This window comes from Vibrio thalassae (genome assembly GCF_900089835.1).
GTDB lineage: Bacteria > Pseudomonadota > Gammaproteobacteria > Enterobacterales > Vibrionaceae > Vibrio > Vibrio thalassae.
Genome location: NZ_OANU01000053.1, coordinates 71,956 through 95,299 on the forward strand (window position 1 = coordinate 71,956; position 23,344 = coordinate 95,299).

22 protein-coding genes and 2 pseudogenes are annotated in these 23,344 nt (G+C 44.4%); 10 read left to right on the forward strand and 14 right to left on the reverse strand.

Annotated elements, in window-relative coordinates; translation table 11 throughout:
- Positions 1–133: 133 nt before the first annotated feature.
- Positions 134–906: pseudogene (locus VTH8203_RS14750) on the forward strand (ABC transporter permease).
- A gap of 272 nt (positions 907–1,178) precedes the next feature.
- On the forward strand, positions 1,179–1,322 hold the full coding sequence (locus VTH8203_RS24565; RefSeq protein ID WP_158296150.1) for a hypothetical protein: 144 nt from the start codon (positions 1,179–1,181) through the stop codon (positions 1,320–1,322).
- Between the two features lie 66 nt (positions 1,323–1,388).
- Here VTH8203_RS24565 and focA read toward each other — a convergent pair whose 3' ends face one another.
- A complete protein-coding gene (gene focA, locus VTH8203_RS14755) occupies positions 1,389–2,231 on the reverse strand; it encodes a formate transporter FocA (protein WP_096994353.1) in 843 nt (280 codons plus the stop codon).
- A gap of 289 nt (positions 2,232–2,520) precedes the next feature.
- The gene (locus tag VTH8203_RS14760) at positions 2,521–3,705 is read right to left on the reverse strand and encodes a hypothetical protein (RefSeq protein WP_096994354.1); all 1,185 of its coding nucleotides are present in this window, start codon (positions 3,703–3,705) and stop codon (positions 2,521–2,523) included.
- A 269-nt stretch (positions 3,706–3,974) separates the two neighbouring features.
- Between VTH8203_RS14760 and VTH8203_RS14765 the strand changes: the two genes are divergently transcribed.
- Positions 3,975–4,208, forward strand: a complete 234-nt coding sequence (locus VTH8203_RS14765; RefSeq protein ID WP_063604449.1) for a TIGR02647 family protein — start codon at positions 3,975–3,977, stop codon at positions 4,206–4,208.
- A gap of 61 nt (positions 4,209–4,269) precedes the next feature.
- On the opposite strand, the gene VTH8203_RS14770 is transcribed toward VTH8203_RS14765, so the two are convergent.
- A complete protein-coding gene (locus VTH8203_RS14770; protein WP_063604448.1) occupies positions 4,270–4,686 on the reverse strand; it encodes a PACE efflux transporter in 417 nt (138 codons plus the stop codon).
- Between the two features lie 97 nt (positions 4,687–4,783).
- On the opposite strand from VTH8203_RS14770, the gene VTH8203_RS14775 reads away from it, so the two are divergent.
- Positions 4,784–5,668 (forward strand): LysR family transcriptional regulator, encoded by an 885-nt coding sequence (locus tag VTH8203_RS14775; protein ID WP_096994355.1) that lies wholly within the window; start codon positions 4,784–4,786, stop codon positions 5,666–5,668.
- Between the two features lies 1 nt (position 5,669).
- Positions 5,670–6,512 (forward strand): NAD-dependent epimerase/dehydratase family protein, encoded by an 843-nt coding sequence (locus VTH8203_RS14780; RefSeq protein ID WP_096994356.1) that lies wholly within the window; start codon positions 5,670–5,672, stop codon positions 6,510–6,512.
- A 66-nt stretch (positions 6,513–6,578) separates the two neighbouring features.
- Here VTH8203_RS14780 and VTH8203_RS14785 read toward each other — a convergent pair whose 3' ends face one another.
- Positions 6,579–7,157 carry a thymidine kinase gene (locus VTH8203_RS14785; RefSeq protein ID WP_006075116.1) on the reverse strand — a complete coding sequence of 193 codons (579 nt, stop codon included), beginning with the start codon at positions 7,155–7,157 and terminating at the stop codon, positions 6,579–6,581.
- Between the two features lie 59 nt (positions 7,158–7,216).
- Complete coding sequence (gene cysS, locus VTH8203_RS14790; RefSeq protein ID WP_096994357.1) at positions 7,217–8,599, reverse strand: cysteine--tRNA ligase; 1,383 nt, start codon at positions 8,597–8,599, stop codon at positions 7,217–7,219.
- 230 nt (positions 8,600–8,829) lie between these two features.
- Here cysS and VTH8203_RS14795 point away from each other — a divergent pair, with 230 nt between their 5' ends.
- The 4 genes from VTH8203_RS14795 (at position 8,830) to VTH8203_RS14810 (ending at position 11,929) form a co-directional block, all read left to right on the forward strand.
- Positions 8,830–9,324: a peptidylprolyl isomerase gene (locus tag VTH8203_RS14795; RefSeq protein WP_006074416.1), complete on the forward strand. Its 495-nt coding sequence runs from the start codon at positions 8,830–8,832 to the stop codon at positions 9,322–9,324.
- A 36-nt stretch (positions 9,325–9,360) separates the two neighbouring features.
- The gene (gene lpxH, locus VTH8203_RS14800) at positions 9,361–10,086 is read left to right on the forward strand and encodes a UDP-2,3-diacylglucosamine diphosphatase (protein ID WP_096994358.1); all 726 of its coding nucleotides are present in this window, start codon (positions 9,361–9,363) and stop codon (positions 10,084–10,086) included.
- 106 nt (positions 10,087–10,192) lie between these two features.
- Complete coding sequence (locus tag VTH8203_RS14805; protein ID WP_167385828.1) at positions 10,193–11,407, forward strand: EAL and HDOD domain-containing protein; 1,215 nt, start codon at positions 10,193–10,195, stop codon at positions 11,405–11,407.
- A gap of 33 nt (positions 11,408–11,440) precedes the next feature.
- On the forward strand, positions 11,441–11,929 hold the full coding sequence (locus tag VTH8203_RS14810) for a YchJ family metal-binding protein (RefSeq protein ID WP_096994360.1): 489 nt from the start codon (positions 11,441–11,443) through the stop codon (positions 11,927–11,929).
- Positions 11,930–12,004: 75 nt separating this feature from the next.
- Here VTH8203_RS14810 and VTH8203_RS14815 read toward each other — a convergent pair whose 3' ends face one another.
- On the reverse strand, positions 12,005–12,205 hold the full coding sequence (locus VTH8203_RS14815) for a DUF4250 domain-containing protein (protein ID WP_096994361.1): 201 nt from the start codon (positions 12,203–12,205) through the stop codon (positions 12,005–12,007).
- A 77-nt stretch (positions 12,206–12,282) separates the two neighbouring features.
- Positions 12,283–12,966: an HI_1241 family integral membrane domain gene (locus tag VTH8203_RS14820; protein ID WP_096994362.1), complete on the reverse strand. Its 684-nt coding sequence runs from the start codon at positions 12,964–12,966 to the stop codon at positions 12,283–12,285.
- Positions 12,967–13,118: 152 nt separating this feature from the next.
- Between VTH8203_RS14820 and VTH8203_RS14825 the strand changes: the two are divergent.
- A pseudogene (locus VTH8203_RS14825) lies at positions 13,119–15,314 on the forward strand (YgiQ family radical SAM protein); the annotation flags it as partial.
- A gap of 271 nt (positions 15,315–15,585) precedes the next feature.
- Here the strand turns inward: VTH8203_RS14825 and arnF are convergent.
- From arnF to VTH8203_RS14860, 7 genes are all read right to left on the reverse strand, one after another.
- Positions 15,586–16,011: a 4-amino-4-deoxy-L-arabinose-phosphoundecaprenol flippase subunit ArnF gene (arnF, locus tag VTH8203_RS14830; RefSeq protein ID WP_096994364.1), complete on the reverse strand. Its 426-nt coding sequence runs from the start codon at positions 16,009–16,011 to the stop codon at positions 15,586–15,588.
- Positions 16,011–16,358 (reverse strand): DMT family transporter, encoded by a 348-nt coding sequence (locus tag VTH8203_RS14835; RefSeq protein WP_096994365.1) that lies wholly within the window; start codon positions 16,356–16,358, stop codon positions 16,011–16,013. The genes arnF and VTH8203_RS14835 overlap by 1 nt, the downstream gene beginning before the upstream one ends.
- Positions 16,358–18,010, reverse strand: a complete 1,653-nt coding sequence (arnT, locus tag VTH8203_RS14840; protein ID WP_096994366.1) for a lipid IV(A) 4-amino-4-deoxy-L-arabinosyltransferase — start codon at positions 18,008–18,010, stop codon at positions 16,358–16,360. The genes VTH8203_RS14835 and arnT overlap by 1 nt, the downstream gene beginning before the upstream one ends.
- 73 nt (positions 18,011–18,083) lie before the next feature.
- Positions 18,084–19,007: a 4-deoxy-4-formamido-L-arabinose-phosphoundecaprenol deformylase gene (arnD, locus tag VTH8203_RS14845; protein WP_096994367.1), complete on the reverse strand. Its 924-nt coding sequence runs from the start codon at positions 19,005–19,007 to the stop codon at positions 18,084–18,086.
- Positions 19,007–20,989, reverse strand: a complete 1,983-nt coding sequence (gene arnA / locus VTH8203_RS14850) for a bifunctional UDP-4-amino-4-deoxy-L-arabinose formyltransferase/UDP-glucuronic acid oxidase ArnA (protein ID WP_096994368.1) — start codon at positions 20,987–20,989, stop codon at positions 19,007–19,009. The genes arnD and arnA overlap by 1 nt, the downstream gene beginning before the upstream one ends.
- 24 nt (positions 20,990–21,013) lie before the next feature.
- Positions 21,014–22,012, reverse strand: coding sequence for an undecaprenyl-phosphate 4-deoxy-4-formamido-L-arabinose transferase (arnC, locus tag VTH8203_RS14855; RefSeq protein ID WP_096994369.1), 999 nt, complete (start codon positions 22,010–22,012; stop codon positions 21,014–21,016).
- A 3-nt stretch (positions 22,013–22,015) separates the two neighbouring features.
- Positions 22,016–23,176, reverse strand: a complete 1,161-nt coding sequence (locus VTH8203_RS14860) for an aminotransferase class I/II-fold pyridoxal phosphate-dependent enzyme (protein ID WP_096994370.1) — start codon at positions 23,174–23,176, stop codon at positions 22,016–22,018.
- Positions 23,177–23,344 lie beyond the last annotated feature (168 nt).

Consider the following 23,344-nt stretch of genomic DNA (forward strand, 5'->3'; position numbering starts at 1 on the left):
TTTACGGTAATTTTCTCACGTCACAGCAGCTCTTTGTTAAAAATATGTAGCAAAAAACAAGTCAAAAAGAAGTGGTTGGCGGTGCGAGTTTCTGTAAAACTTAGACTCTCGCAGTTAAAAATTTGAGGCTATTGTGCAGCAAGTTGTCGATATAAATTGGTGGCAAATTCTCGTGTTCTCGTTAACGTTGCTTGTCCCCTTTGTCATCAATTCTTACTACAAGCTCAACATAGGTCGTGATGCCTTAATCGGTTTAGTAAGAATGACCCTTCAATTGGCGCTGGTCGGCGTCTATCTGGAATATTTGTTCTATTTAAACAGCTTAGCAATCAACGTCATCTGGCTTTTTGTGATGATAGTTGTTGGTTCCAATGCGATTGTCTCAAAAGCAAAACTACCGCGATATCCGTTGATAACGTTTATCAGCATGGCATTAGTGTTAGGTCTTTTTCCTATCATTGCCTTATTGAGCCTTGCCATCATTCAACCCGAGCCGGCTTACAGCGCACAGTATGTTACCGCCTAGCGGGAATGCTGTTGGGAAACAGCTTGAGTGGCAACATTGTTGCACTGCAAAACTTTTTGGGCTCATTAGAGAGCCGCTGGAGCGAATACGAAGCGTCTCTCGCTTTGGGAGCTGCCATTCCTTTAGCGACTCTTCCGTTCGTTCGTGTCGCGTTGCAGAGGTCATTAGCACCTATTCTGGCGACAATGGCAACTACTGGCTTAGTTTCATTGCCCGGCATGATGACTGGTCAAATTTTGGGCGGAGCCACTCCTGTGATAGCCATCAAGTATCAATTGGTCATAATGATAGCCATCTTCGTAATGATGACGATATCAATCACGATTAGTCTCAACTTGGTAGTACGCCAAAGTTTCAACGCATCAGGAAAGCCTAAATGAAGTCTCATTGATCCCCAATAAAGCAATGACAGCCTCTGTTACACACTAAATTTAAACGGAGTTATCCACAACATGTGTGGATAACCAATCTATTGAGTTTAGTGTTACTACTCCTTTTACTACTACATATGGTGTGCGGATCACAGCAGATCCTGTCTTTTCATCGTAATGTCACAAGCGATGGTTAATTTGTGTGCAAACCACAGATTCCAAGGTCTAGAACATGTACATGAAATCAAGCATATGCCGTATCAATGGAAGAGAGACATTCCATGCTTAGCACACCAGATTATGACCAATACAAAGACGACTCAAAAAACTGGCTCATCCACATACCAGAAGAGCTTGATGACACCATTTATGACCTCCCACACCCAATACTGGTCATTGAAACACAGAGTGTAAGAGAGCGATAACCTCAAGCCAGCAAGGCTTGTACATAAAAAAGCACCTTTCGGCGCTTTTTTTCCACATCTACTGTATTAATCTCTTAGGTAGATAAGCCAGTAGAGCATACCAACGAATACACCACCACCAATGATATTCCCCAGTGTCACCGGAATCAGATTGTTAACCACGAATGTGACGAGGTTAAGATCTGCGAAATCAGCGGGGTTAGCACCGACCATCTGCCAAAATTCTGGCGATGCGAAGTTCTTGATACCAACAGCCATTGGCACTTGGAACAAGTTAGCAATACAGTGCTCGAAGCCTGCGGATACGAACATTGCAACTGGCAATACCATGACGATAATTTTGTCAGTCAGAGTACGACCACTGAATGTCATCCAGACCGCCACGCAAACCAAAACGTTGCACATAATACCTAGTGCCACTGCTTGCCAAAAGCCGTGATGTAATTTGTGCTGAGCGATGTGCATCGTGTTCAGACCAACTTGGCCTTCATCGAACATATATTGCTTAGCCGTCAGCATGATACCGACCAAAAGCAGCGCACCCAACATATTGCCAAAATAAACGACAAACCAGTTTTTGAAGAGCGAACGCCAAGTTATCTTGCCGCTAGCACGTGCAACCAAGGTTAAAACCGAGCTGGTGAACAGTTCTCCACCGGTAATAATAACCAGCACTAAGCCCAAGCTAAACGCCAAGCCACCGAGAAAACGAGTGATACCCCAAGGTAGATCGCCGGCACCTGTAGTGATGGTTGTGTAAAATATAAATGCGATACCTATGTGCAAACCAGCGGTAATCGCCAAAAGAAAAGACTTCATCGGGTCTTTTGTCGCTTTGCCAACACCGGCCTCGGCCGCACGCTCTGCCATTTGTGGTGGCAATAAGGCATCAAACTGATTCATTTCCATTTTGCTCTATACATAATTGGTTAAATGTCAACTGGGCGCGGATAATCGCCCCAATCTATCGATAAAGCAAGATCTATTTATCACTTTAATTGAGTTTTTCTTGACAGATGGAAAACCAATCGCTGGTAACGTTTATGTGACAAGGATCACTCGTCGATTTTCAAAAATAAGTGTTTATATTTCACTATTGAAAATGTTGAACTTGGATATCGGTCATGAAGATAACTGATAAAAAAACGCCGCGTAATGCGGCGTTAGTTTGAAGGGCGTGAGACTTTAATACAAGCCGTTAAGATTTGTCCGATTTCTCTTGAAGTGCGGAAACCAATTTCTTCAAGGCTTCAATTTCTGTCTGATTCTGCTCTGCTCGATCTAGTGCTAACTGAGTATCGACCGAATCTCCTTCAGTATTTTGCTCTTGTAACAACGCTATTTGCTGCTTCAGTAGTTGATTTTCTTTCTGTAGCGTTTCAGAGCGATCCGCCTTTCGCAACTGTTCAACATCATGAGCAATACGTTCAGATTGCGCTGCAAGAGATTGATCTCGATAATCATTACCCTTTGCCACGGAGGATATCTTGTGCAAACGTGATTCAGCCTCTAGCACCATAGGCTCAAATTGAGATTTATCGACATTAATCAACTTATTTACCTCAACGACAACCGCTTCGAGACGTCGAAACTGAAAGTTGATCTGATCGACTTGATGCTCTATCTCGGTAAAACTTCGCGGTGACTTGGCAACATACTTCGCCAATTCAGCCGTCCCCTGCTCTACATAGCCAAAGCTCACCGGCGCTAGTGTATTGTATTTTAACCGACTTAGATCAGCCAATCGCTGCTCCAATGGCTTGACGTACATGGCATCAATTACGCGAACTTCAAGTGCCACGGCGTTATTAATGAACGTCTCTTGATAGCTCTCAGCGTGCTCGGTTTCAGATACGACTAAATACTCAAACAGGCGCTGATAATCGCGATTTAAGTTGTTCATCGCATGTCTGAAATACTTGCCAGCCTCTATTTTATTAAGGTAGGTCATTTGACTCATTGCTGGCGCGAGCAAGACATCCGCTTGCTTTTTGAGACCTTGAATTGCCTTATAGTTATATTCCACAGAATTAATGCGATCTCGGAAACCGACCGCATACGTCTCACTAGAAAAGACGGAATGCTTCGCATCAACTTGCGTCGGGTCCTTACGTATTTCTATGAATAGATCATGCGCACTTTTCCAAGATGACATCATATCGCGGTAGTTTTCTGGCGCGTAAATTCGAAGCGCATCCGCGCCTTCCAATTTCTTCGACCACTCGGCATAGGTGTCTGAAATCTCACTAAATACCCTACTTCTTGTTTGACGAACCTCTTCCGGCGTCAAGTTGGCATGGGATTCATTAGCCGTTGGGGTACTCGCGCACGATGCAACGCCCAAAACACACATTAATACAACAGCCAAATTGCGTGTAGACATCTACTCTCCTAATAACTTGGTTTCATCATATGGACCAAGAAAAATCGTCCTATCGAATCGACAGGCCATAACCTACGAACTATATTCAAATTACTCACTAAAATACATCACATAGAGCCCTAAGTGATTATATTTCATCCACTTAATAACAAAAATTTACCGTTTTCCTTTAGAAGGCGGCGCAAGCTAACACTTTATTAACTGCGTGATTGTCAACTCATTCAATCCCCACTATGTTGAGTGGAGAATCTCAACCAAGAGGCAAATCTATGAAATTCACTCCAGCGCATCTTTCTGAAATGAACCTGTTATTGCAATTTGACTTAAGCAGCGCAGCAACAGGCATCAAGGTCCATCAAGATGCAAGCAAAGAGATGCAAGAAGCAGTCCAACGATTATTCGATAAAGGACTCTGTACCCTACCTGACGGTGGCTACCTTACGGACGAGGGAATTGAAGTGGCGGAGCACGCAGACAAAGTTCTTCGTGTCTTAACGTCTTAGCACTAACGTGAAATGTCTCTAGCAGCGGCATATCATTGCCGCTGCAATTAACTCCTACCTCTTAGGCTAAAAAAAGACGACGATAGGGCTGCCATCTGTCATACACCCAATTAAATCCAGTCGTATAAAAGAAAAAGAACACCAGAAAACCAGCTTCAATAATCAAAGCAGTCAGTAATGAAACCTGTAAGAACCAAGCGATGGCCGGTATGGTCATGACGATCAATCCTGCTTCAAATCCTATTGCATGACCGATACGCACAAGCAAGGAACGTTTACTCCTCTCACCTGGAATATATTTATCAAACAATACATTATAGAAATAGTTCCATACCACGGTGAACAAACTCATGCCAACACCTACAATCATTAGTTGCATTGATTTACTACCTGTAGCTATAGATGCAATAGGAATTATGATAGCTAATGCTAACGCCTCAAATAGAATAGCATGAAATATTCTTTCTTTATTATTCATTAAGTTACCCCGTAGATTTGAAACATCGTTTACCAATAAAGCCATTATCCGTTATGCTTTAACAAGACGAAAACGAGATAACATCAGGAAACCTGATATGTTTAGCATCGAACAGTTAGAAGCATTTATTACCACGGTTGAAACCGGTTCTTTTTCCGCTGCAGCACGCAAGCTTGGCAAGGTTCAATCTGCTGTTAGTCAAAACATCATGAATCTCGAGATCGATTGTGGTGTTGATGTCTTTGATCGAAGTGGTCGTTATCCAATTCTTACCGAAGCTGGTAATAAACTACTTCCCTATGCTCGCGCAGCAATTACCCAACATCAGCGTCTTGCGGATTTAGTCGACACATTGGGACATGATGAGATACAACCTATCGTTTTAGCGGTAGATGAAGGTATTCCACTAGAAAGAATCACTCCAATACTCAAAACACTTTCGGAAGAGTTTCCGTCTCTGCAATTGGAATGTTTACTTGCCTCCAGTATCGATATTATCGAAATGGTTCAATCAGGTAGAGCAACTTCAGGCTTAGTCTATGGCGAACACGTTATCCCCTTCTCATTAGACTTTGAACATGTTGGGGATTTCGAGTTCGACATTTTTGTATCTTCAGAGCACCCGCTCGCTAAAACTGTTACTCCCCATCTTGAAATGTTGAGTTTGCACCGACAGCTTGTCGTCAGCTCGAGAAGTTCTCAAAAGAGTAGCTTTCATCAAGTGCTTAGCCCCGATGTTTGGTACTCCGATAGCTACGCTATGATTATGGAATGGTGTCTCGCAGGATTTGGGTGGACCTATGCCCCTTCCTATATGGCAAAAGAAGCGCTTGCTCAAGGTAAGTTAGTGCAGGTTCCGATAGAATTTGAAAAGATATCCGCAATCACCAACATTGATTTAATCCAACACTCAAGTAAGAGTAAAGATGCCGGTCATAAGCGACTGCGAGAATTACTTCGACACCGTTTCGAGGATGTATAACATGACAGAAAAGCAATTACTCGTCGTAGGAGCTGGTTGGCTTGGCCTGCCACTAGCCCATGCTCTGCAAAGCCGAGGCTACAAGGTTATAGCAACAAGAACCAGCGTTGAAGGCGTGGCTGAAATCACCCAAGCAGGTATGGATAGTCTCTGTTTGGATTTGAATGCTGTCCGTTCAGAAGAAGAGGAGCTGGCACTTACAGATCAACTCATCAAGAAGCAGATAAAGGTGATTGTTGGCTGTTTTCCTCCTGGTTTTAGGCAAGGAGGCGGTGCGCTATACGCTTCTCAATGGGCCCTGCTTGTTCAAGTGGCAAAACGAATAGGTGTGGAAAAGATCATCATGATTAGCTCTAGCTCTGTTTATCCAGAGCGAGCTGAGATCATGACTGAGGATATGGCTAGGCTACCGATAGCGAAAGGCAGAGAAGACTTTAGCGCTAAGTCTATTATTATGCTCACTGCAGAAGAACACGTTAGAAACTCGACCCTAAATTATGTCATCGTGCGCTGCAGTGGTTTGTTTGGTCCGAATCGTCATCCATCTCGATTTGCTTCGAAACTCAAGACTGTGAGTGATCAAGCATCCGCCAATATGCTGCACCTTGACGACGCTGTTGGTTCGATTATTTTTTGTTTAGAATATGTGAATGCGAGCGTGGTTAACGCCACCACACCAGAGACCTGCGACAAAGTGACCTTTTATCGTGCAGCCTTGCGTTCGGTAGGTTTAGATACCTCGTTGAATTTAGTGAACTCAGAGCCTGACAAAACTATCTCTAGTGAAAAACTACAAGGACTGGGTTATCACTTCAAATACCATCATACGCTTGATGCACTATAGATTACTGGATAGCCCACTACTACAAAAGGAAGCATTACGCTTCCTTTTTTACTTTCATGATGTGCCTTACTTGCCCAGCGCTTCTTTATAATGCTGACGGCAAACTGAGACATATTTATCATTGCCACCAATCGCTACTTGGTCACCTTCTGCGATAGCTTTACCGTCTTCATCGGTTCGGATAACCATATTAGCTTTACGACCACAGTGACAAATTGTTTTTAACTCGACCAATTTATCCGCCCACGCCAGTAGGTGTTTACTTCCTTCAAATAACTCACCCAAGAAGTCTGTTCTCAAACCGTAGCATAGGACTGGAATGTTCAGCTTATCAACCACTTCTGTCAGTTGATAAACCTGTTCCTTTGACAAGAACTGACATTCGTCAATAAGGATACAGTGTCGTTTAGTCTCGGCATTCAGCGTTGCGATTTCATCAAACAAATTGGAATCTGGCTGGAAAAGCTGAGCTTCAGACTGAAGTCCAATACGTGAGCTAACCTTACCAATGCCATAACGATCATCAAGTGCGGCAGTGAAGATAAGAGGGTTCATTCCTCGTTCTTGGTAATTGAAAGAAGACTGAAGAAGAGTTGTCGACTTACCCGCATTCATTGCTGAGTAATAGAAGTACATCTGAGCCAAAGTGTTACACCAAATTCAAAACTTAAAAAGAAGCCCTTGCATGCAAGGGCTACGAGAAATTACTTGCGACGCCAAGTCGTGCCTTCAGGGCCATCTTCTAGGACAATGCCCATTTCCGTCAGCTTATCGCGTGCCATATCAGCATTCGCCCAATCCTTTGATGCACGAGAATCGTTACGCAGTTTAATCAGCGCTTCAATTTCTGCCACTTCGTCGTTGTCACCTGAATCGCCTTTCAAGAACGCTTCCGGATCTTGGTGAAGAATACCAATTACGTCCCCTAGTTCACGAATTAACGCACCAAGTTGACTCGCCTGACCTAAGTCAACCGTTTTCAAACGGTTGATTTCACGAGCCATATCAAACAACACTGAGTACGCTTCAGGTGTGTTGAAGTCGTCGTTCATCGCTGTCGTAAAGCGAGTAACGTACTCTTCTCCACCTGTAGGTTCTGCATCTAGATCCAAACCACGAAGTGAAGTATAAAGACGCTCAAGTGCCGAACGTGCCTGATTTAGGTTGTCTTCACTGTAGTTTAACTGGCTACGGTAATGGCCAGACATTAAGAAATAACGAACCGTTTCTGGGTCGTAATGGCCCAGCACATCACGAATCGTAAAGAAGTTGCCAAGAGACTTAGACATTTTCTCTTTATCAACCATCACCATACCGCTGTGCATCCAAGTGTTCACATATTGGGTATCGTGCGCGCAGCAAGATTGAGCAATTTCATTTTCATGATGTGGGAATTGAAGATCCGAACCACCACCATGGATGTCAAAATGGTTGCCTAGTATCGAGGAGTTCATTGCCGAGCATTCAATATGCCAACCCGGACGACCTGGTCCCCATGGCGATTCCCAAGTAGGTTCACCTGGCTTAGACATTTTCCACAGTACAAAGTCTAACGGACTGCGCTTGGCACTCTCAACATCAACACGGGCACCTGCTTGAAGCTGGTCAAGATCTTGCTTGGAAAGCTTCCCGTATTCGTCGAATTTCGATACTTCAAACATGACATCACCGTTATCAGCAACATAGGCAAAGCCGCGTTCAATCAGTTTTTCAACTAGCTCAATGATTTCCGCAATGAATTCAGTTGCACGAGGCTCGACATCTGGGCGCTTCATGTTGAGCGCGTCAAAATCCGCATGCATTTCACCAATAAGGCGTTCAGTGAGCGATTCGCACGACTCACCATTTTCGTTCGCACGCTTGATAATTTTATCATCGATATCTGTGATATTACGTACGAATTTGAGATCGTAGCCAACGTAGCGAAGGTAACGTGAAACCACATCGAAAGACACAAAGGTACGACCATGACCGATATGACAGAGATCGTAAATAGTGACCCCACAGACATACATGCCGACTTTGCCTGCATGGATAGGTTTGAATTCCTCTTTTTGTCTCGTCAGTGTGTTGTATATTTTTAACATGATCTCTATCTGGATTATTACGTTTAAAAAGTAACGGCGATTATAACCATAATCCGGGGCATAATGGAGTCATTAAGCGAATAAATCTTGCATTTTGCCTGCAGAATGAGCTATCCCCGAACGAGTCAGCAGGAAAACGCGGCTAATAATGCTAGATCGACGTTTGCTTGTGACAGCAGTTAAGCTAGAATCGTGGTCTCTAACATAAATACACAGAATAGGTATTCATCATGATCACCCTTCATACTAATTTCGGCGACGTTAAAATTCAGCTAAATGAAGAAAAAGCACCTGAAACAAGTGCTAACTTCGCACAGTACTGCCGCGATGGTTTTTACGACAACACACTATTTCACCGTGTTATCGATGGTTTCATGATCCAAGGCGGTGGCATGACCTCTGGCCTTAAAGAAAAAGCAACACGCGCTCCAATTAAAAACGAAGCGAACAATGGCCTGAGCAACAAAGTAGGTACTTTAGCAATGGCTCGTACAATGGAACCGCATTCTGCTAGTTCTCAGTTCTTCATCAACGTAAACGACAACACTTTCCTAGACTTCCGTTCAGAAAGCTTAGATGGTTGGGGTTACTGTGTATTCGGTGAAGTAGTAGAAGGTATGGACATCGTTAATAAAATTAAAGGTGTAAGCACAGGTTCTATGGGTATGCACCAAGACGTTCCTCTAGAAGAAGTGATCATCACTGGTACAACGATTCACGAGTAATCGTTTTAGGGAGGGTTAAGCCCTCCCTCATTGACTATGACTACACTATTTATCTCCGATCTTCACCTTTCCCCCTCTCAGCCACAAATAACGGATTGTTTCGTTAAATTTATGCGCGAAGAAGCGGTTCATGCGGAAGCTCTCTACGTACTTGGCGATCTTTTCGAATTTTGGATTGGCGATGATGATCCGTCCGATTTTGCTCAAGCGATCAAAGCCGAGTTCAAATCGCTGACGCAATCTGGGATCGCTTGTTACTTTATTCAGGGAAATCGGGACTTTTTGCTCAACAAACGGTTTTGTCGCGAGACTGGGATCACCCTACTCGACGAACACTGTGTCATCGACCTATATGGACGCAAAACGGTCATTTTACACGGTGATACTTTATGTATAGACGATCATAAATACCAAGCGTTTAGAGCTAAGGTTCATATGCCTTGGTTACAATGGATATTTAATCGACTCCCCTTCTTTACAAGGCGCCATATTGTAAATAAAATTCAAGGCGATATTCGTGATGTAAAGGCGCAAAAGTCACTCGACATTATGGATGTCACTCAATCTGAAGTGGAAACACTGATGAAACAACACGGAACCGATTTGATGATTCATGGTCATACACATAGACCTAACATTCACCACTTCGAGATCAATAATCAGCCTGTTACACGCATCGTACTCGGTGACTGGTATCAACAAGGATCCGTTTTGGTTTGTACGCCAAAGTCACAACACTTAGAAACACGCCGTTTTGCTTAAAGCCTGAGCCAAATCGCAGAAAATTCGACAAAGATTTGAACAAGACTGTAATAAACTCGATGAATTGTTAAGATACTCGAAAGTTTTTGAGACCACGATGCAAAATTTGAAATACTCTTACATTGCTCGGCAACCGATTCTAAATAGCGAACAGAAAACGGTTGGCTACGAGTTGCTATTTAGAGATGGCCCGAACAATACGTTTCCAGATATCGATCCAGAACTGGCAACAAACCGCCTGCTATCAGAGCACTTCCTTGCTACGCACTATAGCACCATTGGTGACAAGCTGGGTTTTGTTAACTTTCCCTACCAAAGCTTAGTCAATTTGGTTCCTACTCTATTCCCTAAAGACAACTTGGTTATAGAGATCTTAGAAAGTTGCGAGCCGACGGTAGAACTTTTGGCAGCAATCAAGAGAATGTCAAAAGCAGGCTACACCATAGCGCTTGATGACTTTGTGCCACGTAAAGAGTGGCTACCATTTTTGCCGTACACCTCGATCATCAAAATAGATATTCGCCAATATTCGTTAGCAAAAGCGGAAACTCTGATAGAACGTCTCAAAGATCACAATATCGTATTTCTCGCCGAAAAGGTGGAGACCTATGAAGAGTTTGAACTTGCTAAACAAGTGGGCTTCACCCAATTTCAAGGCTACTTTTTTAGTCGTCCGCAACTGATTAGGCGCAAGCAGATCAAGCCATCATTCTTAGCAGTAGTCCAGCTTTGTAAAGAGATCTCAAATCCGAATATCGATTATGACGAATTAGAGCGCCTTATCTCTTTGGACGTCACTCTCTCATACAAATTGCTCACTTTCGTCAACGCTTCTTATTTGATCCGAGCAGAGATCAAATCGTTTAAGCAAGCACTCGTCTATCTAGGGGAAGACCGTTTACGCAAATTCATATCTTTAGTCGCGATTACCTCTACACAAGATGATAAACCAGATACTCTGTATAACTTGTCGATTCAGCGCGCGCGTTTTTGTGAGTTGCTGCTTAATGATATGAATACCGACTTAGACGATGGTCTAGGGTTTCTAACGGGTATGTTCTCTCTACTCGATTCGCTATTCGACCAGCCATTAGAAGAGCTGGTTCAAAAAATGCCAATCGATAATCTAGTGAAAAGTGCGCTAGTCACCAAACAAGGGACGCTTGGTAATATTTTGACTCTAGTAAAAGCCTATGAAGCGGCAGATTGGGCAACCGTAATTAACTATCGAGATAAACTTGAACTCAACGATGAAATGCTAGCGAAGTACTATGACGAAGCCATAAAATGGACGGAAGATCTGCTCGCTATCGAAACATAATATCATTCCCCCCACGCTTAATTTGGATTTGTTATGACCTCATGCTACTGTGGAAATCACCTGCCGTTTGAATCGTGCTGCTTGCCGATTCATAAAGACGTCAAAAAGGCGGTTAAGCCTGAGCAGCTTATGCGTGCTCGGTTTAGTGCGCATAAAACCAATAATGTTGACTTTGTTGTTGCCACCTACCACCCTAGTTGCAATGCTGAGTTAGAACGAGATTCTATCGCCGATTCCATCAACAGCAACTGGACAACGCTAAACGTTCTTGTTTCAGAGTATGGAGCAAATGAACATGAGGGCTTCGTGTCTTTTGAAGCCTATCTCGAAGAAAATGGATTTGAATACTGTCTCGCCGAGCGTTCTCGTTTCCTATTCGAAAACGGTCAATGGTTTTATGTCGACGGCGAACTGGATGACTCTATCCCTCCTCGCCCACTCACAGTACAAGCTGCAAAAATCGGCAGAAACGACCCTTGCCTGTGTGGCAGTGGCAAGAAATACAAAAAGTGTTGCGGATAGAGAACAGTGAGGGAGAGTCGATTGAGTTACTCTCCCTTAACTTTGCCATTAAACACATCTCAGTCTCTGCTCAGATTAACGCTGATACGCCTTAAACTGGTTAGTTAAAGGATCGTATTGATAACCAAGCATATCCAACTTACCAATCACGCCCTCAACATCTATTTCGTACCTGCTAACGAGTTCTCCGAACGAATCGCATTCTAAACGAAGCTTTTCATTAACGATGCCTAATAAAATGATGCTATCAAAACGGCTCACGTTACTTAAATCCATAATCGTACTCCATAAAAAAAGCTAGCCTATAAAGACTAGCTCGCTTTAGTGAAATAGAAAGTGACCCAAGTGGCAGATTACGCCAGCCAGTAGAGTTGCAACAGGCCAACATTCGTGACCATGAGGCTAAGAAAGGCAATCATCAATTGTCCCTTCGTTGGCGCACTGTGACGGATAATATGCCAGCTCCAAATGACAATACCCACTACCAACATCACCAGCGAACTGACAACGGATACGGTATATTGCGCGATAATTTCTGGCTCCCACTGATAGGCATTCACCACAAAACTCACCGCAAGCAGCATAGAAAAGATCACGCCAGCAACAGGTAGAATACGGTGAAATGCCTGCAAGCGAGTTCTTGCAATTGTCAGTAGTAGATGAGCGAACACCGTTCCTAGCAATAAGCCAGAAAACAACAAAGAGACGGACTGAGCCAAATTAGCCTGCTGCGCTATAACAATACCGGCAAACGCAATACTAAAACCATTGGCTAAGTGTACGACCCAAAATGGCCCTTTATCTCGTGTTTTTCCTGTTTTCACTTGTGAATAGAAATAGAACACCGCAAACACGACAAGAAATGCTTCAACCTTTAGTGAGGCTATCGCCAACCACAAAATCCCGATGGCCGGAAACAGTTTGTGGATACGCCCACGCTGACCTGGGCATATATCGCCCTTTGCCAGTATCAAAGTCAGAATAAGCAGCGCAACCGTTAATGCCGGAGCGAGCAGGGTTAAAACAGCGTTAATCATGGTTTGAGGTTCAAAATGATAAATAATGGCGCTGATAATATATCAGGTAACCTTCGAATACCATTGACATTGAAAAACCACAATTTGTTTGGGCTTTGAAGTCATCAACTTTGGAGTATATAATGCCCGCCTCCAAAACTAGAGGTTAAAATATGCACAACGACGTTACCCCAATCCACGAGCATAAAAAATACTGGGCCGAATGCTTCGGTGTGGCTCGTTTTCTGCCCACCAGCAGAAAAGAAATGGATGCCCTTGGATGGGACAGCTGCGACATCATTATTGTCACCGGTGACGCCTACGTCGATCATCCTAGTTTTGGTATGGCGATCATCGGACGCTTATTAGAAGCACAAGGCTTTCGCGTCGGCATCATTGCTCAACCAGATTGGAATAATAAAAATGACTTCATGAAGCTTGGTCAGCCGAACCTGTTTTTCGGTATTACCGCAGGCAATATGGACTCAATGATCAACCGCTATACTGCTGACCGTAAGCTGCGTCATGATGACGCGTACACGCCTAACAATGAAGGTGGTAAAAGACCAGACCGAGCAACGTTGGTTTACTCACAACGTTGTCGTGAAGCTTATAGAGAAACACCTATCGTTTTAGGCGGTATCGAAGCCAGTTTGCGCCGAATTGCGCACTATGACTATTGGTCTGACAAAGTTCGCCGCTCTGTATTATTTGATGCTAAAGCCGATATTTTGCTATTTGGCAATGCCGAGCGTGCACTCGTTGAAGTTGCACACCGTCTTGCAGACGGCGAAGCAATCAGCGATATGACGAATATTCGTGGTACCGCGGTTAACCTTCCAGAAGAGCCAAACAACTACACCATTATTGACTCTTCACGCATCGAAAAGCCGGGAAAAGCATTCGTACCACAAAATCCGTACGAAGTTGAATCAAACTGCGACACTGATAAAAAAGAATCTCAAGCAAAAGCGATTACTATTCGTCCCTCTCGTCACGATGCAAAAACAACGGCCGTGAGACTGCCGCCGTACGAAAAGCTAAACAACGACCGTATTTTGTACGCGCACGCGAGTCGTGTCATGCACCTAGAGACCAACCCTTATTCTGGGCGTGCTCTTATTCAAAAACATGGCAATCGCGAGCTATGGGTGAACCAAGCACCAATTCCTCTCTCTACCGAAGAGATGGATTATGTATTCGGCCTACCTTATGCACGTGTACCACATCCTATGTACGGCAAAGCGAAAATCCCTGCCTATGACATGATTAAGACTTCCGTGAACATCATGCGTGGCTGTTTTGGCGGCTGCTCATTCTGTTCCATTACTGAGCATGAGGGCCGTATTATTCAAAACCGCTCTCAGGATTCGATTATCAATGAACTGGAAGAGATTCGCGATAAAGTTCCAGGCTTTACTGGTACCATTTCAGATTTAGGCGGCCCAACGGCCAACATGTATCGTCTAGGCTGTTCAGAACCAAAAGCAGAAGCCAACTGCCGTCGTCCATCGTGCGTCTTTCCTGGCATCTGTAACAAGCTCAATACTGACCACAAACACACTATTGACCTTTATCGTGCTGCTCGCAAAGTTAAAGGGGTTAAGAAAGTGATGATCGCCTCAGGTGTTCGCTACGACTTAGCAATAGAATCACCTGAGTATGTGAAAGAGCTGGTCACTCACCACGTTGGCGGTTATTTGAAGATTGCGCCAGAGCATACGGAAAAAAATCCTCTCGACTTGATGATGAAACCGGGTATGGGTACGTACGATCGCTTTAAAGAAATGTTCCAAAAGTACAGTGAAGAAGCCGGCAAGAAGCAATATCTTATCCCGTACTTTATCTCTGCGCACCCAGGGACTGAAGATGAGGACATGTTGAACTTGGCTTTGTGGTTGAAAAAAAATAACTACGAATGTGACCAGGTACAGAATTTCTATCCATCGCCAATGTGTAATGCTACGTCGATGTATTACTCAGAAACTAACCCACTCAAACGGGTCAAGTACAAGAAGCGCGAGGATGTCCCTGTTGCGAAAGGAGAGCGTCAACGTCGATTGCATAAAGCACTATTACGTTACCATGATCCAGCAAACTGGCCTTTGATCCGTGAAGCCTTGACCAACATGGGCAAACAGTACCTTATTGGTGACAAACCAGGCTGTCTGATTCCAGCAGAAGATCTTGATGCTAAGACGCCTGCTCAACGAAGAAAGTCAGGTCGACACGGGGCAAATAGATTCGCAACGAAGCATACAAAAGGTCAACCAGACATAAGAACTGACGGCCAAAGAAATGCCGGAAAACGTCCAAAACCGACCAATAAATCTGGGCACGCTTCTGGTAACGGCAAACCAGCAAGAAGCCCTAAGCGACGACCTCGTTAAGCTTAGAGTCCATTTAAGAAAAAGCGCCTCTCAATTTTGAGAGGCGCTTTTTTATTTTACAACATCGTAGGAATAAACTCATAACCGCCCGAATTGTATAAATTTATCATTTTGCCATAGTCCATACCTTTAACTTGGAAACTCACACTATGATCAACACGCTGAATGAACCTAAAACACTGCTTAAAGACGCTCAAATAATGGTGGATGGACGAGGCTGATGACTGACAGACCAAAAGCAAAGTCCAGCCTAATGACTGGACTTTTTTGCTGTAAAAATAAAGGTTAATCCTAGCAAAATAAAACCAATGCCAGACAGCTTCACCCAACTGAATGTCTCATTGAGCCAAGGTAATGTGACCGCTAACAAATAGACAATAACATAACTCAAACTAAGCAAAGGATAGGCGACACCCAATGGTAGGTGTTTTAAAGCCATTACCCAACACGCCATTGACAAAGCATAACAACACAAACCAATACCAACGCTAATTAGCGCGGGCCATACTAGTAAGACCGCTTTTATGACTTGTAACTGTTCGAGCGAAATGACGATATTATTCCATTGTTCGGCCAGTCCCCCCATGCCCCACTTCATGGCAAGCTGAGCAGTAGAAATCAGCAAGACACTCACAAAAGCAATCGGTAATCCGGCTTTCAGATCGTTAGCGTGCATTAGCCAGCTCCTCCAATAATACCGACACCGATCATAATACACATCACTCCAAGCCACTGCTTCGGCAAAATGACCTCGTTAAATGTGAATTTTGAGACCAACAACATGATAACGAAATTAACGCTAAGAAGAGGGTAAGCCACCGAAACGTCCCATTGGCTCAGAACACCCAACCAAGTGACAGCACTCGTGCCCAAAAATCCAATTCCGAGAATCATAGGGAAGCTGAGTAGCTTCCCTACTGCTGAAAGCTGCGGGTTTTCTTCAAAATACATGGCGGCTCGCTTTTGCCAATATTGACTAAGCGAGCTTGCCACGACTGAAAGAATAAACAGCAATACTGTCATTACTGAACCGCTTTCTTATTAAAGATCAACGCGTGATAGCGACCTCGGTCGACGTGCTCATCCGGCTTAGGGAAATCCTCTGGTAGAGAAGGCAGATCTCTAAAGTGCAGCAATACAGGTCCAGTCAGTTGCTTCTCTTTAATAAAGTCGTCTAGCTGATTCCACTCAATGTAACGATGTTTTGAATCTTCATACTTCAATCCATAGTCCACCTCACCCATTCCATGAGTAAGGTAAACATCACTGCGCTTCAAGTACCAGTTCAACGCAGACATTGTGTCTGGATAGTCGGCGATAAGGACCATGTCATCGGTCACTTTTGGTGCCAACTGCTCCATAAAACGTGCTGGCATTTTTGAGTCAATGGTCGTATTCGGTAGAACCATCGAGAACAAGGCAAAAAGCGCTAAAGGCGAGACCATGTAGGCGACAAACTTATGCTCAAATGCCTTCGCTTTGGCGGCATAAAAAGCACAAGTTGCCCAAAAGCCAAGAATAAATAGAGCAATCCATGGACGATATGACTCAGACGCATCCAAAGGCAGTTTGCCCATAAAGAACATCACCATTAATGTGATGGCAACTGTCGCAAAGAATAGACCATTCACAATCGAGCCAATCGTTAGCCCTTTCGCTTTACTGCGATAAGCTTTAATAATGCCATGGGTAAGCAAAATCGCTATTGGTGCCATGCAAGGCAAAATATAGGTTGCCAGCTTGCCACTTGCATAAGAGAACAGCAGAAATGGCATCACTGCCCAGAGGATAGAGTAACGAACCAGCGGTTTTGAAAACTCACCTTTTAGTTGGACCAGTGCAGAAGGCGCCCAGAACACCCAAGGTAGCGTACCTAAGAATAGAAATGGCACATAATACCAAATAGGGGCAGCATGCTGCGCGTCTTCAGCAGAGAAACGGTGAATATGCTCTTCCCAGAAGAAATAGTTCCAGTAATCTGGCTCTGCCGCATGAATGGCTAGAGACCATGGTAAACAGGTGATTAACGCAACAAACATCACCCACCAACCCCATCTTAGGATTTCTAGGAATTGCTTTTGCATAATCATGTAAGGCACAACCACAATAACTGGCAACGCTAAGGCTAAAAAGCCTTTGGTCAATACCGCACAACCACAGAAAAATCCGGCTAGGCCATAATGTAGCGAACGCTGTTTGGTCGAGGTCGCTTCCGTTGCAAAATAGAAAGCGGCATAACAAGCCGTAAGCCAAAAGGCCAACATACCGTCAAGGACGCTATAAGTCCCGATGGCAGCAACCATAAACATGCTAAGAAACACGCCTGCAGTAAGCCAACCTTGGCGGCGGTCTGCCATTCTGCCAACGAGAGAAACTAAAAATAGTGCAGAACCAAACATCGCAAGTGCCGACGCAATTCTCACAGCAAAATTGGTATCACCAAAAATAACTTGTGCAATGGCGTTAAACCAGTAACCCATGATCGGCTTTTCGAAATAACGTAGGTCGTTAAAGGTAGGAACTATCCAGTTACCGGAAGCCACCATCTCGCGAGAGATCTCTCCGTAACGTAACTCATCTGGTGACCATAGTGGTCGCAGATCAAGTGGTAGTATGTATAACGCAATAAAGAAAAGCGGTATCCACACCGCCCAGTTAATTCGTGATTGTTGCATTCTTAATCCAATTGAATAAAAGCCCATGAGATCATGGGCTTATACTAGTTTAAAATCTACATTGCTTGACAGTTCAGCGACGACTAAAGACCATGCGCTCAACAAATGACGCTTGGTGTGTTAGCCACCCTTCTCTCCCTTCCATTTCAATGTTTTTTATTGCATCTCTTGGAAGTGGCGATTCTGCCCCTTCAAGCAGATCTATCATGGGGACGAATTCTATATTCTGTTGCTTAGCTCTGACAATCAAATCTTCAAACATTTCAGCACAAACAATACCTTCCACTTCTGCGTGAATAGTATAAACGTTCAAACCATCACGTTTAATCAGCTTTAGAATAGCATCATTGTAATTACTGTTATCGACACCGTCCTGCCCGACAAGTTCATCATAGGTAGGCAGAGTCACCGGGATTTGTGGCGCCATGCCTTCGCCAGGAGAAAAAATAGAATCGCCGCGGCAATCGCTATTGTACTTAAAAGGAAAAGCGTCTTTTTCTACAAGTGTTTGCTCAGTGCAACGCCAACCAGCAACTGCACTACATGGTAGCTCTCTACCAGTAATATCCTTAAGCATATTGTAGCCCTTAGATATTTCACTACGTAGCTCTTCCGCCGACATGGTGTCGGTTTTCATCTGCCACTTATGGTGATCCCACGCATGCAAACCAATCTCATGTCCTGCGTTGTCGGTCGCTTCAATAATGGGGCGCAGCTTTTTACCAATCACAGGACCAGGCCAGATCGTGCCACGAATCAAAATATCGTAACCGTAAAGGCTAGCCGCCTTAGAGCGAAGCATCTTCTTCAAAAATGCAGGACGCAAAAGGCGCCAAATATGGCGCCCCATGTTATCAGGTCCAACAGTAAAGAAGAATGAAGCCTTCACTCCGTGCTTCTCGAAGATCTCGAGTAGCTTAGGCACACCTAACTTAGTGCCTCGGTATGTGTCTACGTCGATACGAAGACCGACTTTAGTGACTTCATTCTGTTTCATTACTTCTCTTCTGCTACTGCACCTTTTAGGAAGAAATCTAGTGTCTCTTCGATTGTGTCGTTCATGTGAACTTTTGGTTCCCAATCAAGCAGTTTCTTCGCGTTTGCGATGCTTGGTTTACGGTGTTGAACGTCTTGGTAGCCGTCACCGTAGAACGCTTTACTTTCTACTAGGTTGTAGCCAGCAAATGGAGGGAATTGGTCACGCAGAGGGTGGTTCTCAAACTTCTCGACCAGTGTTTCAGCAAGTTCTTTGATACTAGCTTCGTTTTCTGGTGCACCGATGTTAATGATTTGACCGTCACACAGACCTTCTTTGTTCTCGATGATGCGGAATAGCGCTTCAATCGCTTCAGAGATGTCTGTGAAACAACGCTTCTGTTCACCACCGTCGATAAGTTTGATCGGCGTACCTTCAACTAGGTTTAGAATAAGCTGAGTGATCGCGCGGCTAGAACCGATACGTGCAGAGTTTAAGCTATCTAGACGTGGGCCCATCCAGTTGAACGGACGGAATAGAGTGAACTTAAGGCCATCTTTCTTACCGTAAGCCCAGATAACACGGTCAAGTAGCTGTTTAGATACTGAGTAGATCCAACGCTGACGGTTGATAGGACCAACGATCAGTGGAGACGTATCTTCGTTGAACTCAGGATCCGTCGACATACCGTACACTTCTGACGTCGATGGGAAGATGATGCGCTTGTTGTATTTCACACACGCACGAACGATCTTCAGGTTCTCTTCAAAGTCGAGTTCGAATACGCGAAGTGGGTTACGCGTGTATTCAATTGGTGTTGCGATAGCCACTAGTGGAAGAATGATGTCACACTTCTTAACGTGGTATTCAATCCACTCGTTGTGGATAGTGATATCACCTTCAACGAAGTGGAAATCTGGGTGGCTTAGGTGTTCTTCGATCTGGTTCGAGTTCATATCCATTGCATAAACTTCGTAACCACCGTCGTCTAGAAGACGCTTAGTTAGGTGAGTACCGATGAAGCCGTTAGCACCAAGGATAAGTACTTTTTGACGCTTCTTAGCGTTAATAAGTGCACTTGCTTGAGGACCAAAGCGCATGCCTTCAACAAGGTGAAGCTCAGCAGCTAGCTGCTCGCCACCTAGGTATAGGCCGTTTTCTGCTTCGCCAGATTTAACAATTAGCGAACCTTGAGCACAAGCGATCGTTAATGGTTTCGTAGAAACAATAGTACCAGGAGTGACGTCAAATGTTTTGTCGCTTGCTTCCGAGTTCCAAATAATAAGCTTACGCTCACCTAGGAAAGTGAATGCACCTGGGAATGGTTCAGTCACGGCACGTACTAAGTTAAATACGGTGCGAGAATCGTTTGACCACTTAATTTCACCGTCAGCGGGCGTACGACGACCAAAGTAAGTTGCTTTGCTTTCGTCTTGAGCTGTCGCTTTAAAAGAACCATCAACGATTGTTGGCAGTACTTCGCTTAGCAGATCGCTAGATGCCACGTTCATACGCTTGTGAAGCGTTTCAGCTGTATCTTCGTCAGTGATCGCGATCTTCTCTTGACCTACGATATCACCTGCGTCCGCTTTTTGAACCATTTTGTGTAGCGTTACACCTGTTTCTGTCTCTCCGTTTACGAGTGCCCAGTTGATTGGAGCACGGCCGCGGTAAGTAGGAAGCAGAGAACCGTGTAGGTTAAAGCCACCTTTAGGTGCAATATCCAGCACTTCTTGGCTGATCATGTTGCGATAGTAGAATGAGAACAATGCATCGGGCTTCATTGCACGGATCTTTTCAACCCACAGTGGGTGGTTCACGTCTTCTGGTGCGTAAACTGGAATACCGTTTTTAGCTGCAAGTTTTGCTACAGATTCAAAAAACACATTCTCGTTGCTGTCATCAACATGGGTGAATACCGCTTCAATTTCCACGCCTGCTTCAAGCAAGCTACGAACGCCAGTACAACCGATATTGTGGTAGGCAAACACTACTACTTTCATGGAATATTCCTCTGGATATAAATCTTATTCTTTATTCTTTAATTCATCAGTTTCACGCGCTTGCTTAGTGGCTTCACCCACCAGCACGTCTTGCACGTAGAAACGAGGACGCGCTCTAACATCAGAGTATATGCGGCCAATGTACTCACCGAGTAAACCTAGACCCACAAACTGTGCACCCACAAATACAAATAGGATAGCAAATAGCGTAAACAGACCATCGCCTGCCCACTCAGAGCCAAACATAATGCGCATCAGCATCAAAATGATACCAAACGCGATACCTGCCGCTGCGATACCACCACCAAAAATGCTTAGCAAACGCAATGGCGCAGTTGTCATGCTAGTGATCAAGTCAAACATTAGGCTAATAAGCTTCATAAAGCTATATTTCGACTCGCCGTCGGCACGCTCATCATGGTGAACGTCAATCTCAGTCGTGTGGCGAGAGAAGCCATTGGCCAGCACAGGAATAAACGTACTACGCTCATGACACTCAAGCATTGCGTCAACGACATGGCGACGGTAAGCTCGAAGCATACAACCATAGTCGTTCATTTCGACACCCGTAGAGCGCTTTACTAACTTATTGATAAGTTTTGAAGGGTAACGGCGCAACACACTATCTTGGCGATTCTTACGAACCGTCCCGACTGAATCAAATCCCTCTTCTGCTTTAGCAACCAGGTTCGGAATTTCCTCCGGCGGATTTTGAAGATCAGCATCAAGAGTGATAATTAAATCACCACGAACTTGCCCAAAACCAGCCATAATAGCATTGTGTTGACCATAGTTACGATTGAGGATAACACCAACAACGTGACTCCCTTCTTTTAATGATGCTTGTTCAATGATGTTCGCACTGCGGTCACGACTTCCATCATCCACGAGAATAATCTCGTAGTCTTTACCTAGACTATCGCTTGCCTTAGTTGTTCGGTCTATTAACTCTTGAAGACAGTTCTCTTCGTTGTATACCGGAATAACAATAGAGACAAAATTGATTGCTTGATTGTGTTTCATGGTTTACCCAATTATTTCTGAAACGGCGCTAACTACGCGCGCAACATCGTCCTGAGTCATATCAGGAAACAGCGGTAGCGAGCAGATTTGGTTACTGTTACGTTCTGTGTTCTCTAAATTAGGGTTGATCGCCCCAAAAAGCTCCGCATAATTTTCGCGGTAATATTTTTGCGTATGGCAAGCTTTAAAGTGGATGCCTGCTCCAATACCTTTCTCTTTGAGTGCCGCGATAAGATCATCACGAGTCAAACCCGCAATGGCAGGGTCGACTCGAACGATCATAAGATGCCAGCAGTGCTTATGATCATGTGCTGCCAAGCCAAGAGGGGTAACGCCTTTGATTGACTCTAGCTGACGACGATAAGACATCGCTAATTGAGTGCGTTGCTCTGTAATGTCTGCAATACGGTCCATTTGACCAAGTGCCAGTACTGCGCAAATATCTGGCATGTTATATTTAAAGCCAGGCTCCACCACTTCTGCTTGTGGGGCTCTACCCTGAGTCTCGCGATCAAAGGCATCGACACCTAGACCGTGAAACTTCAGCCTACGTATCTTGTCCGCCAGTTCTGCGTCAAACGTTGTAAACACACCGCCCTCGGCAGTGGTCACGTTCTTAATTGCATGAGTAGAAAACAGACAAGTACCTCGATGTCCGACTGGGTTTCCTTTGTACTCAGTACCTAGTGCATGGGCGGCATCTTCAATAACAGGAATGTTGTACTTCTCACCCAAAAGATAGATAGGGTCTAGGTCAAGCGACGCACCTGCATAATGCACAGGAATGATCAGCTTGGTCTTTTCGTTAATTAACGGCTCAATTTTTTCGGCATCTGTCATTAATGTGTCCGCATCAACATCAACAAATACAGGCTTGGCACCCACAAGAGTAATCATGTTAACCGTAGAAACCCAAGTCAGTGATGGGGTAATTACCTCATCACCAGGGCCAATACCTAAAGCCAGCAACACTAGATGCATTCCCGCCGTCGCACTGCTTAGTGCCACCGCATGAGGTGCGCCCGTATGTTCAGAGATTTTATTTTCTAACTCTGCATTTTTTGGTCCGGTGGTAATCCACCCGGAACGAAGGACATCAACCACCGCTTGAATGTCTTGCTCATCTACGGCTGGTCTACATAAAGGAAGAAAAGGCTGGCTCATTTTTTAAACTCACGGTTATATCGTGTAGTTACACACGAAAAGAGGACGACAAAGTTTACTAGAGCGTGCACAGAATTAAAAGGGATGATGCGTCTTAGCGCTCCAAAACATTGACCCTTAGAACATATTTACCACAAATATAGCTCACATCTATGTCGACATCGGCAA

Bases quoted from the DNA above. Each gene is read 5' to 3' on its own strand.
- VTH8203_RS14770 (WP_063604448.1), bottom strand. From the start codon at position 4,686: ATGAATAATAAAGAAAGAATATTTCATGCTATTCTATTTGAGGCGTTA.
- VTH8203_RS14760 (WP_096994354.1), bottom strand. From the start codon at position 3,705: ATGTCTACACGCAATTTGGCTGTTGTATTAATGTGTGTTTTGGGCGTT.
- VTH8203_RS14780 (WP_096994356.1), top strand. From the start codon at position 5,670: ATGACAGAAAAGCAATTACTCGTCGTAGGAGCTGGTTGGCTTGGCCTG.
- arnC (WP_096994369.1), bottom strand. From the start codon at position 22,012: ATGAAACACAATCAAGCAATCAATTTTGTCTCTATTGTTATTCCGGTA.
- arnD (WP_096994367.1), bottom strand. From the start codon at position 19,007: ATGAAACAGAATGAAGTCACTAAAGTCGGTCTTCGTATCGACGTAGAC.
- arnF (WP_096994364.1), bottom strand. From the start codon at position 16,011: ATGCACGCTAACGATCTGAAAGCCGGATTACCGATTGCTTTTGTGAGT.
- VTH8203_RS14815 (WP_096994361.1), bottom strand. From the start codon at position 12,205: ATGGATTTAAGTAACGTGAGCCGTTTTGATAGCATCATTTTATTAGGC.
- VTH8203_RS24565 (WP_158296150.1), top strand. From the start codon at position 1,179: ATGCTTAGCACACCAGATTATGACCAATACAAAGACGACTCAAAAAAC.
- VTH8203_RS14860 (WP_096994370.1), bottom strand. From the start codon at position 23,176: ATGAGCCAGCCTTTTCTTCCTTTATGTAGACCAGCCGTAGATGAGCAA.
- focA (WP_096994353.1), bottom strand. From the start codon at position 2,231: ATGGAAATGAATCAGTTTGATGCCTTATTGCCACCACAAATGGCAGAG.
- cysS (WP_096994357.1), bottom strand. From the start codon at position 8,599: ATGTTAAAAATATACAACACACTGACGAGACAAAAAGAGGAATTCAAA.
- VTH8203_RS14835 (WP_096994365.1), bottom strand. From the start codon at position 16,358: ATGACAGTATTGCTGTTTATTCTTTCAGTCGTGGCAAGCTCGCTTAGT.
- lpxH (WP_096994358.1), top strand. From the start codon at position 9,361: ATGACTACACTATTTATCTCCGATCTTCACCTTTCCCCCTCTCAGCCA.
- arnT (WP_096994366.1), bottom strand. From the start codon at position 18,010: ATGCAACAATCACGAATTAACTGGGCGGTGTGGATACCGCTTTTCTTT.
- VTH8203_RS14775 (WP_096994355.1), top strand. From the start codon at position 4,784: ATGTTTAGCATCGAACAGTTAGAAGCATTTATTACCACGGTTGAAACC.
- VTH8203_RS14810 (WP_096994360.1), top strand. From the start codon at position 11,441: ATGACCTCATGCTACTGTGGAAATCACCTGCCGTTTGAATCGTGCTGC.
- VTH8203_RS14795 (WP_006074416.1), top strand. From the start codon at position 8,830: ATGATCACCCTTCATACTAATTTCGGCGACGTTAAAATTCAGCTAAAT.
- VTH8203_RS14820 (WP_096994362.1), bottom strand. From the start codon at position 12,966: ATGATTAACGCTGTTTTAACCCTGCTCGCTCCGGCATTAACGGTTGCG.
- VTH8203_RS14765 (WP_063604449.1), top strand. From the start codon at position 3,975: ATGAAATTCACTCCAGCGCATCTTTCTGAAATGAACCTGTTATTGCAA.
- arnA (WP_096994368.1), bottom strand. From the start codon at position 20,989: ATGAAAGTAGTAGTGTTTGCCTACCACAATATCGGTTGTACTGGCGTT.